The 13753-nt window shown below is 44.6% G+C and carries 16 protein-coding genes and 1 riboswitch; of the genes, 9 read left to right on the forward strand and 7 right to left on the reverse strand.

What is annotated here, in order from left to right; all coding sequences use genetic code 11:
• Positions 1–50: 50 nt before the first annotated feature.
• Both BIT28_RS23750 and BIT28_RS23755 read right to left on the reverse strand, forming a co-directional pair.
• Entirely contained in the window at positions 51–473 is a 423-nt protein-coding gene (locus BIT28_RS23750) for a DUF3859 domain-containing protein (protein ID WP_075767624.1), read from the reverse strand.
• 147 nt (positions 474–620) lie between these two features.
• Positions 621–1043, reverse strand: a complete 423-nt coding sequence (locus tag BIT28_RS23755; protein ID WP_075767433.1) for an Hsp20/alpha crystallin family protein — start codon at positions 1041–1043, stop codon at positions 621–623.
• 210 nt (positions 1044–1253) lie between these two features.
• On the opposite strand from BIT28_RS23755, the gene BIT28_RS23760 reads away from it, so the two are divergent.
• Together BIT28_RS23760 and BIT28_RS23765 are read left to right on the forward strand one after the other, a co-directional pair.
• Positions 1254–2318 carry an ethylbenzene dehydrogenase-related protein gene (locus BIT28_RS23760; RefSeq protein WP_075767434.1) on the forward strand — a complete coding sequence of 355 codons (1065 nt, stop codon included), beginning with the start codon at positions 1254–1256 and terminating at the stop codon, positions 2316–2318.
• Between the two features lie 493 nt (positions 2319–2811).
• Positions 2812–3087 carry a DUF3592 domain-containing protein gene (locus BIT28_RS23765; protein WP_425439654.1) on the forward strand — a complete coding sequence of 92 codons (276 nt, stop codon included), beginning with the start codon at positions 2812–2814 and terminating at the stop codon, positions 3085–3087.
• A 186-nt stretch (positions 3088–3273) separates the two neighbouring features.
• Here the strand turns inward: BIT28_RS23765 and BIT28_RS23770 are convergent, their stop codons facing one another.
• Complete coding sequence (locus BIT28_RS23770; protein WP_075767436.1) at positions 3274–3747, reverse strand: YHS domain-containing (seleno)protein; 474 nt, start codon at positions 3745–3747, stop codon at positions 3274–3276.
• Positions 3748–3860: 113 nt separating this feature from the next.
• Here BIT28_RS23770 and BIT28_RS23775 point away from each other — a divergent pair, with 113 nt between their 5' ends.
• Positions 3861–4697 (forward strand): AraC family transcriptional regulator, encoded by an 837-nt coding sequence (locus BIT28_RS23775; protein WP_075767437.1) that lies wholly within the window; start codon positions 3861–3863, stop codon positions 4695–4697.
• Positions 4698–4843: 146 nt separating this feature from the next.
• On the opposite strand, the gene BIT28_RS29710 is transcribed toward BIT28_RS23775, so the two are convergent.
• Positions 4844–4999, reverse strand: coding sequence for a hypothetical protein (locus BIT28_RS29710; protein WP_175577600.1), 156 nt, complete (start codon positions 4997–4999; stop codon positions 4844–4846).
• A 176-nt stretch (positions 5000–5175) separates the two neighbouring features.
• Here BIT28_RS29710 and BIT28_RS23780 point away from each other — a divergent pair, with 176 nt between their 5' ends.
• Positions 5176–6072: an AraC family transcriptional regulator gene (locus BIT28_RS23780; RefSeq protein ID WP_075767438.1), complete on the forward strand. Its 897-nt coding sequence runs from the start codon at positions 5176–5178 to the stop codon at positions 6070–6072.
• A gap of 74 nt (positions 6073–6146) precedes the next feature.
• On the opposite strand, the gene BIT28_RS23785 is transcribed toward BIT28_RS23780, so the two are convergent.
• Entirely contained in the window at positions 6147–7016 is an 870-nt protein-coding gene (locus BIT28_RS23785) for a LysR substrate-binding domain-containing protein (protein ID WP_075767439.1), read from the reverse strand.
• 178 nt (positions 7017–7194) lie between these two features.
• Here BIT28_RS23785 and hisC point away from each other — a divergent pair, with 178 nt between their 5' ends.
• Positions 7195–8271, forward strand: coding sequence for a histidinol-phosphate transaminase (gene hisC, locus BIT28_RS23790; protein ID WP_075767440.1), 1077 nt, complete (start codon positions 7195–7197; stop codon positions 8269–8271).
• Positions 8272–8284: 13 nt separating this feature from the next.
• Positions 8285–9070 (forward strand): ABC transporter substrate-binding protein, encoded by a 786-nt coding sequence (locus BIT28_RS23795; RefSeq protein ID WP_075767441.1) that lies wholly within the window; start codon positions 8285–8287, stop codon positions 9068–9070.
• 46 nt (positions 9071–9116) lie between these two features.
• Here BIT28_RS23795 and yidZ read toward each other — a convergent pair whose 3' ends face one another.
• Together yidZ and BIT28_RS23805 are read right to left on the reverse strand one after the other, a co-directional pair.
• Complete coding sequence (yidZ, locus tag BIT28_RS23800; RefSeq protein ID WP_075767442.1) at positions 9117–10076, reverse strand: HTH-type transcriptional regulator YidZ; 960 nt, start codon at positions 10074–10076, stop codon at positions 9117–9119.
• A 17-nt stretch (positions 10077–10093) separates the two neighbouring features.
• A complete protein-coding gene (locus tag BIT28_RS23805; protein ID WP_075767443.1) occupies positions 10094–11278 on the reverse strand; it encodes an MFS transporter in 1185 nt (394 codons plus the stop codon).
• A gap of 200 nt (positions 11279–11478) precedes the next feature.
• Here BIT28_RS23805 and BIT28_RS23810 point away from each other — a divergent pair, with 200 nt between their 5' ends.
• The 3 genes from BIT28_RS23810 (at position 11479) to thiM (ending at position 13702) form a co-directional block, all read left to right on the forward strand.
• Positions 11479–11766 (forward strand): hypothetical protein, encoded by a 288-nt coding sequence (locus BIT28_RS23810; RefSeq protein WP_139310515.1) that lies wholly within the window; start codon positions 11479–11481, stop codon positions 11764–11766.
• 123 nt (positions 11767–11889) lie between these two features.
• On the forward strand, positions 11890–12690 hold the full coding sequence (locus tag BIT28_RS23815) for a Mut7-C ubiquitin/RNAse domain-containing protein (protein ID WP_245823859.1): 801 nt from the start codon (positions 11890–11892) through the stop codon (positions 12688–12690).
• A 20-nt stretch (positions 12691–12710) separates the two neighbouring features.
• A riboswitch (TPP riboswitch) is annotated at positions 12711–12810 on the forward strand.
• Between the two features lie 73 nt (positions 12811–12883).
• Entirely contained in the window at positions 12884–13702 is an 819-nt protein-coding gene (gene thiM / locus BIT28_RS23820) for a hydroxyethylthiazole kinase (RefSeq protein WP_075767444.1), read from the forward strand.
• Positions 13703–13753 lie beyond the last annotated feature (51 nt).

Consider the following 13753-nt stretch of genomic DNA (forward strand, 5'->3'; position numbering starts at 1 on the left):
TTGTGGAGTTAAACTCCACTTTTTATGCATGCAGTGGTATTGAACGTCGTTTAAAATCCACGTCGTTTCCAGAACTCGGCTTCGTCACGCGCATAGACGTTAAAAGTCTTTTCTGCGACAACTTTGCCGCGTATTTCAATAGTCATGCGCCAGTTGCCAATCTTGTTTGTGATGGGCTCCCAAATGGTGTCGCCAAGGTAGAAGTCCCAGTCATTGGTGCGTACATGCAGTTCGCCGTCAAACGGATCCATGACATCACCGGAATCATCGGTAATATTTGGGTGATAGATGCAGTAGCGGATCTTCTCGCCGCGGGCTTTTTTGATATTGACGGTAAAACCAAACTCGATATCAATTTCCGCCGGCACATCTGTGGTGAAGGTTTTGATTTTAGGAAGGTGTTTTGATTCGGCATCCCAGGTCGTGTGAATTCCGTAAGTTTCAATGGTGACAACAGCTTTTGCTTTAGCCATGGCTATGATTTCATTAGGTTCATTATCTGTATGCATTCATGATACCGTAGCCCGCAGCATATTATCTACACCTTATAAGGCTTGGGCAAAAAGAAGGCCGATTAACTAATCGGCCAAAGTAACAGTGTAACTTGTTTAGGGTGAGGATTATTTAACTTCTATTCTTGCGCTGGTTGGATGAGTAGGTTCAATTTTTGGCACTTCAACTTTGAGCACGCCATCTTTGAATGAAGCACTAACGGTTTCATGTTGGAGATTGTGACCAAGGTAGAAGCTTCGCATCAGTTTGCCTTCATACCTTTCTTTGCGAATTACCTTATCACCTTCTTTCTGTTCTTCATCTTTTGATGTTGTCGCTTCGATGGTGAGGTTGCCGCTGTTGATTTGAACGGAGATATCTTCTTTGCGCACGCCGGGTAAATCGGCTGTGATTTCGAAGCAGTCTTCTTTTTCAACGATATCAATTCGTGGTGAAAATGACTCCGCATCAAACTTATGCCTTAGTGTAGGAAAGGCATGATCAAACATTTGATTGAAATCGAGCCATGAATCTCTTGGTATCAAGCTCATAATTGACCCCTGTAAGTCATATTGAGATGCAGTATTAGTGTAGTCAACTCTGCTGTTTTCACCTGTTAAAGTCGATATTGAGTTGATATAAGTCAAAGCTTGCTTATATGAAATATTGCTCAACGCGATTAATGCTTGTTTTTCTACTAAAGCATTTGATGTGCACTAAAGTTATTGAGTAATTGGTGCATACGCAGGTGGAGAAGAACAATGAGCACACATCTCGGTGGTACAGCAAAGCCTTTAGTCGTCGCTATCGGTCTGTTGACAACACTTTCATCTTACGCAGCTAATACCTTGATTAGCTATAAAATTGATCAGCCGATCGAATTGGATGGGGTAGCAGAAAGCACATGGCAAAAAGCCGCGCCTTTGACACTGGTCTTGGATAACCTCCCTTATGAACCGGCTGATTACAAGGGTATGCGTGAAACGAATTACTCAATTCAGTCACTTTACGATGATGATTTTGTCTATTTTTTTGTGCAGTGGGATGACCCGACAAAAAGTCTTGCCCGCTATCCATGGGAAAAGCAACAGGATAATACGTGGAAGCGGCTAATGAACCCAGATAAGACGGGACATGAGAATACTTACTACGAGGACAAGGCGAGTATTTATTGGAATATCAATACTAGAGGCTTTGATAAGAAAGGGTGTGATATTGCCTGTCATATGGCTGATGCTGGTGGTGTAGTAGCGGATGTCCAACAGAAATCAGCGGGTAGGAAGTTTACGCCAAGACAGGGAGAAACAATAGATATGTGGCATTGGAAGGCCGTTCGTACTGGTTTGACTGGTCAGTTTGATGATCAGTATGTTGACTCGACCATCGATCCTGTTGTGAACAAAAACTGGGGACGAAAAAGTGATCATAAAACAGGTGGTGGTTATAAGGATAATATTACTGATGATCAGTTAGCACCGGCGATGGGAACACGGATGTGGAATGAAACCGACAGCTATGCGGTCGTCCCTGAAGATCAGGTGTTATTTTTCGATACCTTTAAGCCGGGCCACCGTTTGGCTTCTATCATAGTGAATCCGTTTACGGGCTCCCGTGGTGACATTAGTGCGAGAGGTGTGTGGAAAGACGGTAGGTGGATGCTGGAGTTTAAGCGCAAGCGGGTAACTAAGGGTGAGATGGCCAACCAGCAAGATGTTCAGTTTTCTGATCTATCGAAAACCTATTACTTTGGTGTGTCTGTTTTTGACAATTCACAGATCAACCATTTGTTCAGTCATCGTGTACTGAAGATGAATTTCGAGCAGTAGGTTTTATTTGTGTGTCAGCTCTAGCGCAACTTTGTGGCTAGAGCTGTTATCGTAATAGTTCAGGTAACTATGTTTTAATAAATTGACAGCTTGTATTTTTGGATTCGAAGCTAAGTGAAATTATTCATTACTCTCTGCATCAGGATAGTTAATCGATTGCGATAACAGTTGTTTTAGATGGTTATAGAGTAATTAATCTAGTAATGTAGAATATTCTATTGGGGCATGCGCATTCATGAGTGATATTTTAATTCAAAAGAAGAAAACTGATAAATATGACATTTTATGAAGAGTATTTCATTAGTACATTTGGTGCGATATATACAGTCGTTGCTGGGTTCTTCACACTTTACATTTATATACGTGGTTGTCGTAAAATTTACGGTGCTTATAGTGAAGAGTATACGGTAACTGGAAGGGTTAACTGGTCAGAATATGGCAGGTTTGCAGAGGATGGGAACTTAAAAAAGAAGCTCTCATTACATTCACATATATTGTGGATGGCAAATCATATAGTGGTAAATACTATGTTCCAAGAAAAATAAGGAGATATGGAGACGGCGGAAAAAGTTTAGTTGAAAAGTACCCGAAAGGATCACCGATTAAGATTTACTATTCTATTAAAAATCCAGCAGAACATGAAGCTGAAAAATTAACTGACTTTATCGATAAAGCCATGTATGAGTTTTTCTTTGATGCTTCTCCGATTTTTATCTTTCTAAGTCTTATTGGTATGTTTTTTTATTATCTTGCTACCTTTAGCTATTAGGGAGGATAAATTAAATGATTGTGTAAGTTAATGATTAATAGAGAAATAACGAAAAATCTATAATCGTTCGCTTTGAGATGTTTTCGAATACTGCAACTAAAGTTTCGGTGAAGTGCCAGAGCTTCAGTTGCAGTATTGCAGCTACATTAGACCTTTACATACGAGCAGTTAAAAGAACTTTGATTGTTACAGTTTATCCGCTTCGACAGTTTTAATAGTGCTCCAGTTTGTATCAGCAGTGTTTATATAGCCTGGAACATCTTCCAACCAACGCTTCTGCACGCTTTTATCTAAGTTCAGATATAGCTTGTTATCGACCACTTTCCATGCATTCGGATCGGTTTCGAATTTTTTACCCATCGCAACACCAAATGCACAGTAACCGCCGTATTGCGGTGCGTATTTCTCGGGATCTGCCTTGAAGGCATCCCGATTGCCTGCGCTACTAAACTGGTAGATGGCATTTTTATAGGTTGCGGTGAAAGCTTGGTTGCCTTTGAGTGCCTTGCTTTCGGTAAAGTAGGCAACTGGGTCATATCCTTTGATTGCGACATCGTTACCATCGGCGCTAACGTCGATGTTTGCGCTGAATGCTGCCGTGGAAATACTCAATACAGCCGAGACGGCGACGAGGCGCAAGAATTTGATGAACATGTTCATGGTGAATCTCCGTTTTCTAATTACCGGTTGGCAATAACTATAATCTATATCCAAGTTCCGAACTTTTGAGATACTATGATTCGGTTTTTTATACCAATCGTACGGAGATGGTTATGGATCCGTTGTCGGAGGTGCTGAACAGATTTTCAGTATCAGCTGGTGTGTTTTATTCGGGACAGTTATGCGGGGTCTCGCCGTTTGAGCAAGCCCAAGATGCCGTCGGTCATTTACACCTGCTTAAGGCAGGCAAACTCACTGTCGTTAAAAACGGCAGTGAGAAAATTCAGTTAACAGAGCCTAGCTTGCTACTGTTCCCACAACCCATCCCTCATCGTTTGTTCGCTGATCAAGACGACCGAGCTGAAGTGGTTTGCGCAGAAATCAGCTACGGGGCAGGGAAGTATAACCCTATCGCTAATGCATTACCGGAAATGGTATTGATGCCGCTGGCTCGTTGTCCGGGTTTAACCGGGGTAGTGAGTAGCTTGTTTGAAGAGGTAAACAGCTGCAAGAACGGGCGAACATTGGTGATGGACAGGTTAACCGAAGTATTGGTCGTGATGCTAATGCGCGAGCTGGTCTCACAAGGGGTAGTTAAACAAGGGATGCTGGCCGGAATGAGCCACCCTAAACTTGCGCCGGTGCTGTTGGCTATTCACCAAAACCCCGGTTCATCAGAATCTATTTCGGAACTGGCCCATTTGGCGGCTATGTCTCGTACTACATTTATAGATACCTTTCGCAAAGTGTTGGGCGTGCCACCAGGAGATTACATTCTGGGTTGGAAAATCAGCATAGCGCAAAGCTTGCTGAAACGAGGGATGGCAATCAGTCGTGTAGCCGAGGAGGTTGGTTACAGCAACACTTCCGGCTTTGCCCGGGCATTCAGGAAGAAAACGGGGCAATCACCGAAAGCATGGGTGGAGTCATTCTCGGAAGAGGCGATGTGATGAAAGTGTTCGAATTTAATGGTGAAGATTTTGTCTGCATGGGAGTCGAGTAGGTTCTGTTGAGCGCACTCTTTTTTGGCCGACTCGACTCTCATGGCTTAGACTTTTATACCTAGGCTTACCTGTCGATACGTGACGGCGTCACCTTACTGATCGGTTTCATCCTCTGAAGAGGAACCTCGGGCAATATTCTCCTGCTTGTTACTGTCGCGTAATTCTTGTTCATCTGTTTGTTTCTCTACCAGATTGTCATCAGCTGTATCTTGTCTGGGAGAAAAGATGTTTTTTAGCCAATCGAGCATAGTCCAACCTTAGTGTTGTTTGTGCAGTGTTTAACACTCTATAAGCTTAGTCGTTTCCCATTTTCTTACCTTGTAATGTGCAACTTTAAAGGCGTGGAGTTGATTTTGGGCTGCGGTGTTTTAAGATGCGATGACTATGATGTCGTTTGGCAATACAAGATAAAGAGCTGAGTGAAATGGATTATTTACAACGGTTAACCCCAGTTATCCGCTACCTGGAACAACATTACGCCGAATCAGTGAACCTCCAGCAAGTTGCTGCAATGGCAAACCTTTCTCCTCATCACTTTCATCGGATATTTAAAGCCGTGACGGGGGAAACGTTAGCCAATCATATCAAACGCTTGAAGTTGCAAAATGCCGCACAACAGTTGTTTTTCAAGAAGTCTAGTGTGACAGAAGTCGCTCTCGATCATGGTTTTTCCAGCTCACAAAGCCTGGCCAAAGCATTTCGGCTCTATTTTGGTGTTACCCCAACCGAGATCCGAAATTGCACAACGCTTGAAGAATATTCAGCGCTGTTGAGAAATAGCAAGATTGGACACACCCTTCGCAAGTCTGGACACGAAAGCTCTCTCTCCGATGATTATAGTGGTGGATATCAACCACAAAGGAGTGAGAACATGAAAACTGAATTGTTCGAAGAACGCTGTCTGGCGTATGTGCGTGTTACCGGGCCCTATGGAGAAAATTATGAACCCGCTTTAGGGAAACTGTACCAATGGGCGGGTGCAAAAGGGTTACAAGATGGTCAGTGTATATTTATCTATCATGACAATCCGGAAGCCACGCCAGCAGATAAATGTCGTACCGATATCTGCCTGACCGTACCGGAAGGAACTGATGGCAGCCAGGGGATTGAAGTGAAGAAACTGCCTGCTGGCAGCTATGCATCGATTCGTGAAACGGTGACAGAACAAAGTCAGTACGGTACATTTTGGGAGAGCCTGATGGAACAAATTGTTGCTTCAGGATTGGAAGTCGAGGATAGGCCATGCTTTGAGCTGTACCACAGTTACAATCCAGAGACCCGAGTTGCCGATGTTAGTTTCTGTGAGCCAATTAAGGCATAATTTTCCAGAGTATTGCTAGTTGTTATTAGACGCAGAGAAAGTGGAGTTTTCTCTGCGTCATTACGTTTCTTTTCTCAATCAATTATCCATTCAAAGAGCAAATCCAGAGACGGGTTTCTAATATTCGTCGGCCTGACCAGGTAATAACCATTTCCTGAATTAACCGCTATCGGGTTTGGTCGGATCAGACGGCCAGAATCAAGATCTTGTTTGGCCAGAATAATGTCACCTACTGCAATACCAAAGCCTTGCATCGCAGCACTCACCGCTAAATCCAATGTGGCAAAGTGTTGGTCTTGTTCGCTGGTTGCTGATGTGACGCCACAATGAGCCAGCCATAATTTCCAGTCACTTTTCTGAGGTGTTGCATGAAGCCAGGTATAATTTGTCATCTCATCGGCTTCGAGAGTTTGGGTGTTGTCGCGTAGTAGTTCTGGTGAACACATCGGTGAGAGCGACTCTTCAAACAACAGGATGGCGCTGAGATCGCTTTGCTTCGGCTGCTTGCCATAGCAAATAGCCGCATCAAAGGATTCGGAGGCAAAATTTACGTTGTGCTTAATTGCCGAGGTTAACTCGACATCGATATCAGGGTGGGCCTGCTGAAATGACATCAGCCTTGGTAGCAACCAGGATGTGATACAGCTTGGCGCTTTGAGCTTGATTTGCCGCTTGTCGCTGGAGACTTGCTCAACCGCACGGTGGATATGATTCATCGCATTTTCGACCAGTGGCAGAAATTCCTGGCCTTTGCTTGTCAGAGTCAACCCCCGTGCATGCCTGTTAAAAAGCCGAACTTTTAGTCGCTCTTCTAAGCTGATGATTTGGCGGCTGACAGCGCCCTGGGTAATATTCAGAATTTGGGCGGCTGTGGTGAAATTGAGCTGCTGGGCTGTTATCAGAAAGGATTGCAGCTCTTTCATTGTCGGGGTGCGATTATTCATTACTTAAGCCATGTTATTTTCTCATGGCTAGTATGCCGAGATTTCGATTCAGATTTCAAGTTTGCTCTGTTTATAATCAAAACAAGAAATTGTTGAGATAATTAATTCGTATTTAATGCATGAAAATGCGTGATTGGTCTTTCTATCTCGTGAAGTATGCAGAACTTGGAGGTTGTCAGTGAATTCGTTAGCATCACGTTTGGTACCCAAGACAGTAGAAAAACTCATACCTTATCAGTCTGCACGAAGAATCGGCGGTAGTGGACATTTGTGGCTGAATGCCAATGAACTGGAAAAAAGTTGTCAATATGGTGCCGGGGATGGTGAATATCATCGGTATCCTGATTTTCTTCCCCATGATCTAGCCAATGCCTATTTGGAGTACTGTCGGGGAACAGGCGATGCATTACGCTGCGAGGCAGTGGCTGTTCGCGGTGCGGATGAAGCTATTGATCTGATGATCAGAACGTTTTGTCAGCCCGGTGCCGACAAGATCATGATTTGTCCGCCGACATACGCGATGTATGAATTTTGCGCCGAGTCGATTGCGGTTGAGGCGGTAAAAGCGCCGTTGTTAGAGGACTTCCAGCTAGATATGCCTGCGATAACCAGGCAGTTAGCTGATACCAAGATCCTGTTTCTTTGTTCGCCCAACAATCCGACCGGCAATGTGGTTGAGCAAGCCGATATCATCGCCTTGCTTGAAGCGGGTAAGGAAACAACCCTGATTGTTGTTGATGAGGCTTATATTGAATTTGCACCTGAAACCAGCGTGGTGAATTTGATTGAGCAATATCCTAATTTGGTGGTGATTCGAACCTTGTCGAAAGCGTTTGGCCTTGCAGCTATTCGATGCGGTTTCTTATTGGCAGATAGCAGTGTGATGGAATACATCTCAAGACTCATTGCTCCTTATCCTATCGCTGATCCTGTTGCGGAGATTGCTCTGCGGGCCTTGGAGAGTGATGGGATCCAAAAAATGCGAACTCAGTCTGACGAACTGATTTCGACCCGGGAGTGGTTTGCCGAAGAAGTGCAAAAGCTTGCCATCGTCGATACTGTTTATGTATCGGCAACGAATTTTGTTTTGATTCGTTTCAATGATGAAGAGTGTATGTATAACTATTTGCTCAGCAAAGGCATAGTCACACGCAATCAGGCCCATGAGCCGGCACTGGCAAATTGTGTTCGGATTTCGATTGGTTCAAAAAGCAGTATGCTCGAAACCTTAAATGCGTTAAAAGAATATAACTAAAAAGGATTTTGTTATGAAGAAAGTGATCAGCTTGGGATGTTTGGGAATTGTGCTTGCTGCGGCAACTTTTGGCTCTGCGCAGGCGGCGCAGCAGAAACCGGTACGACTTGCGTCGGACTTTACTTATCCGCCGTTTAATTACAAGGATGCATCAGGTACACCTCAAGGGTTCGACATTGAAATTGCCGATGCACTTTGTGCCGAAGCTCAGCTTAACTGTGAGTGGGTAACCCAAAGTTGGGATGGATTGATCCCTTCGTTGCTGGCACGTAAGTCTGATGTCATTATGGCGTCGATGCGGATCACTGAAGAGCGCAAGAAGCGGGTGTTGTTTACCGATAAGTACTACCAGACACCGGCTCGCTTTGTGACCGGTAAAACATCCGGGGTCACGATCGACAAAGCAGGTTTGAAAGGCAAAAGTATCGGTGTTCAGCTAGGTACCATTCATGATCGCTACGTAACGGATAAGTTTGGCGATGTTGCGACAATTCGTCGCTATACCGGACAGGATGAAGTGTATCTCGATTTGCAAAGTGGCAGACTGGATGCGGTGTTTGGCAATTCTGATCAACTGGCGCTGGCCTTCCTTGAGAAAGAACGAGGCCAAGGGTTTGCTTTCACCGGCGAAGCCGTTACCGACAAGGCTTATATTGGAGAAGGAACGGCGTTGGCATTGCGATTAAAAGACAAGAAACTTGCGGCCAAATTTAACCAAGCTATCAAAAGCATTCGTGAAAACGGTACCTACGATAAAATCGCATCGAAGTATTTCAACTTTGATATTTACGGCGAGTAAAATTACTTTTTCTTAAGTGACAGGCAGCGTTTGGCGCTGCCTGTCATTATTTGTTGCTTTCCACCAACTCTTTGATCACAGAGCGCAGCCAGGCTATTTTCGGGTTATAGGCATTACGCTTGTGCCACATTAGCGTAAATGGAATCGAGAGCTCTTTATAGGCCTGCTCTGAAATTGGAATAGGCAGAGCTACCAGGTTCGGGTAGCGTTGTGTGGCAAAGCTTTGGCAATATCCAGGCGCGGTGGTGAACATGTCATGCCCTGGCTGCGCCGCCATAAACAAAGATTGATCAAAGTTCGACACCGATAGCGCAATTTGTCGTTCTTTTCCTATTCCAGATAATACTTCATCTAGTGCCCAGCGCTCTCTGGCCTCCCAGATAATGTTTATGTGTGAGTAGGCAAGGAAGGCGTCAAGATCCCATTTTTGCTGCAAGACCGGATGATCGTCGCGAATAAACACCATTGGCCGATCTTCGAACAGGACTTCATAGTCGATGTAGTAGGGCAGAAGCGCCAAAGTTTCTTGCGAACGATGGTGAGTTTCCCTGCCACAAAAGCCAATATCGGCTTCTCCATTGATAATGGCTTCAAGCGAGTCATAATCCCAGTCAAGGATCCGTATCGTTGAATCAGGGTATTGCCCGGAGATTAGCTGAGGCAAGCTACCCAAAACCAGCATGTGCAGCGGTGCCTCCATCATTAGCTGGAAGTTCACGCCTCGCGGTGTCGCGGTTCCCCGTTTGGTCGATAATTGCGAGGCGAGCTGGAACCATTCTGCGAGCTCTTCTTCCATACTTAGAGAAAGCGGGGTCGGTTGCAGTCCGTGAGGCTCGCGTATGAACAGAGGATCATCGAACCAGTCACGAAGCTTTCCAAGTGCCTTGCTCACGGCTGAAGGCGTTACATTGAGCTTTTTGGCGGTTTTGGTCACGCTGCGCTCTTGTAACAGTACCTGCATCGTGATCAATAAGTTGAGATCGAGCCGGTGAAGAGGTTTGCTCATTGATAATAATTCCTGAATTAAGCCACGTTGTCTGAAGTGACAGCCTGAGTGACCACTGCTGTTTTCGGTGAACGTGAGGTGAGCAGCGCTGCAAGGTTACCTAGGCTGGTTACAAATAGCAAAATAGTCAGCATATTCAATGCATTTACACCAAGCCAGCCCATAAACCAGATATAGAAGGCCGAAACGGTGATTTGGCTAATCCCCAACACAGAACTGGCTAAACCAGCATGAGTATCGAACGGTTTTAACGCCTGGCTGGTGGTTGTTCCAAAACCTAGCGAGAACCCGGAACAGATAAAAGCAAAGCCAGTTAAAAATAGTAAAGGGTTGCTGGTTATTCCGGCAATGACCAGCTGTATGCCTGATAGAAGGAATAAACACTGAGAAGCAACCATTACGCGATGTTGCCCTAACAATACAAGCATTTTGGGCGTCAGGAATGCGGTTGTCATACTCACCACAGCCAGTAGTGCCATAGCCATAGAGTATTGCCCGGTTGAGAAACCCATGATGTCCATCATCAGCATAGGCGAGGTATTCACATATGTCAGGATGGCCGACACGCTCAAGCTCAGGATAAACAGTCGGCTCAGGAAAAAGCGAGACAGGAACTTTTGCCATGGTACAGAATCTGATTTATGGTGGCTGACCGAGCGGGTTTCTGTAAGGGCGAAGCAGCATGCCAGGCCAATAAGGACAGCAGTAATCATCATCACCATAAACAAAATCGGCCAGGGGGAAACAAGCAGAATAAGGTGGCCGATAACTGGCGCAAGCACCGGGATAATGCAAGTAATGCCATTTATCATAGACAGCACTTTAGCGCGTTTGTCATCGTCCAGAACATCACGAAGAATGGCAAAAGCAACCACGTAGGCAAACCCCGAGCCTATTCCCTGACCAAAACGTCCGATGAAGAACTGAAGTGGGTTTGTTGCCTGCATTGTCCACCAGGAGGCTAAGGTAAAAATGATAGCGCTCAAGATAGCGACTGGTTTTCGGCCACATTTGTCTGCAAGCAGTCCGCCAAAGATCATGGTCGATGCCATTCCAACAAGGTAGATGGAGAAGGCGGCATGAAGATCTGCTTCAGTAGCTTGTAAGCTGGTCGCAATTTGCGGCAGACCGACTAAATAAAGATCAATCCCTAATGGATACATCAGCACCAGAGAGAAGCAACATAACAAAATTTTTTTCATGGGTTTTTCTACCGCGTTATCAAGGTATCGATATCCTAGTGTGGTGAGTGTCGAATTGCGATTTGCCTGTGGGACAACTGTATTTTCCTGAATGGAAAACTAGTCCACTTCTATGAGGAAGATAAAGATCTTGGATGATTGATTCGCGTAAGTTATGGGTGTTATAAGGGTTCTATAAAATTCAATGGAGTTGAATGCCAATGCTAAGGCTGATTAGGTTTGTGGTGGTTGCTAATATTATTGCGACATTGAGTGTTTGGTTATTAAGTCAGTTTATTGAACTGTTTTCAATAAATCATCCGACGGATTACTTGTTTTATATCTGCATAGTGTTGTGGGGAGTGGCTGGCTTAGCGTGGGATGGTGGCAAGGCAAGCAAAAATTATGATCTCGATAGGGCTGGAAATAAAACTCAGTCTATGGTGTCTGGTTATGATGCTAAAGCAGACAAGCTTAAGCAGTACAGGAAAACTATCACTTTGGTTTGAAGATGTTTATATCAGGGTTGCCGTCTCTTGCTGGCTGTCTTGTCGTCTATTTGTTTTAGCTTTTTCCGCCATCGAAGCTTCCTTGCCCAACGTCTTAGCCTAGCCTACGATTGAATAGTCTGAATGACTGCAATTGTGTTCTATTCTATGGATGACCAGCACGCACCGATATCTCGAACGTCTTACTTTCGTTTCTACGAGGAGCTCAATGATTTCTTGCCAAAACTGCGACACAAGGTATTGTTTTCACATGCTTATACGGGTAAGCCATCAGTTAAAGATGCCATAGAGGCGATAGGGGTTCCGCATACGGAAATTGACTTGATATTGGTCGATGGTGTTTCAGTTTCCTTTGACTACAAGTTAACAGGTGGTGAGAGAATATCTGTCTATCCGGTGTTTGAATTGTTAGATATTCAGCCTTTAACCCACCTTCGTCCTAAACCGCTGCGGGATACTAAGTTTGTTGTTGACGTTAATTTGGGAAAACTGGCACTCAAATTACGGCTGCTGGGCTTTGATACTTTATATAACAACAAATTTGAAGATAGTGAGATCGTTGATATTTCTCTTCATGAAAAACGCATTATTCTTACTCGAGATAAAGGCATATTCAAATATAGTGCTGTTACTCATGGTTATTGGGTGAGAAGTGATAATGTTGATAGGCAAGTAAGAGAAGTGCTCCAACGTCTTCAACTGGAAAATAGTTTGAAGCCGTTTACCCGCTGTTCTTATTGCAATGGTGAGTTTGAATGCATTGACAAGAACCAACTAAATGGACGTGTTCCAGAAAATGCATTGGAGCTATTTGCGGAATTTTTTGAATGCCAGGGGTGCAAGAAAATATATTGGAAGGGAACTCACTATAAACGAATAGTCAGTTGGCTCAATGAGCTCACTGTGAATAACTCTATCAATTGAAGCTTTTTGTGTTATTATCCAGCGCGTAGTCGGGGGGCCTGAAGGCTGAGATCGCATCACGCGAGACCCGTTGAACCTGATTCAGTTAACACTGGCGTAGGGAACTATATGTCTTGTCATGAGAGGTGTGATCTTCACTCGTCTTAGATTTTTGGCTAGATCAAGTTCCTGTGCACCGGTTTTAGGAGCTTGAATGCCAAATCCTACCGCAATTGAAAATACAGAAACCCGTATCCAACCTATTGTTACTGCCTTGGATGCAGTTAGGCAGCGAAAGCCATTAGTGGTGAATATCACAAACTATGTCGTGATGAATAATAGTGCCAATGCCTTGCTTGCTATTGGCGCGTCTCCAATCATGGCACACTCACGTGAAGAAATGTCAGAAATGATGTCTTTTTCAGGTGCTTTGGTGATTAACATTGGCACCTTAGATAGCCAGTGGAAACCTCGCATGCTGTTTGCTGTAGAACAGGCAAATATCAGTGGTAAATGTGTCGTACTTGATCCGGTAGGGTGTGGCGCGAGTAAGTTTCGAACAGAAGCTTCACGTCAAATTGCACAACTAGCCAATAAGTTGATTATTCGTGGTAATGCCTCTGAAATTATTGCTCTAGCTGGAGAAAGAGGCCAAAGCAAAGGTGTTGATGCGCTTGATGAGAGTGAGGCTGCTGTTGGCGCCGCTCAACACTTAGTGGAAGCTTATCAGTGTAGTGTTGTTATATCCGGCTCTACAGATTTTGTTGTGACCTCAAAAGGGCAAACACAGTTGCGCAACGGGCACGCAATGATGCCCTATGTAACGGGAATGGGATGCACTTTGTCAGCCATCGTAGGGGCTTTTGCCGCTGTTGGCGAAGAGACTGGGTTGGCGGCTACGGCGATTTTAGGTGTAGCCGGTGAAATTGCCGCAGAGCAGTCGAAAGGGCCCGGTAGTTTACAACTGAACCTGCTGGATGCCTTGTATCAGTTGGATGAAGAAACGCTTATTCAACGCCTGAAACTATCGTAAAAGGCAAACCAGCCCCTGATGTTACCTGGCCACCCATAACAAATTAGATGT

It is taken from the genome of Photobacterium proteolyticum (assembly GCF_001939735.1).
GTDB lineage: Bacteria > Pseudomonadota > Gammaproteobacteria > Enterobacterales > Vibrionaceae > Photobacterium > Photobacterium proteolyticum.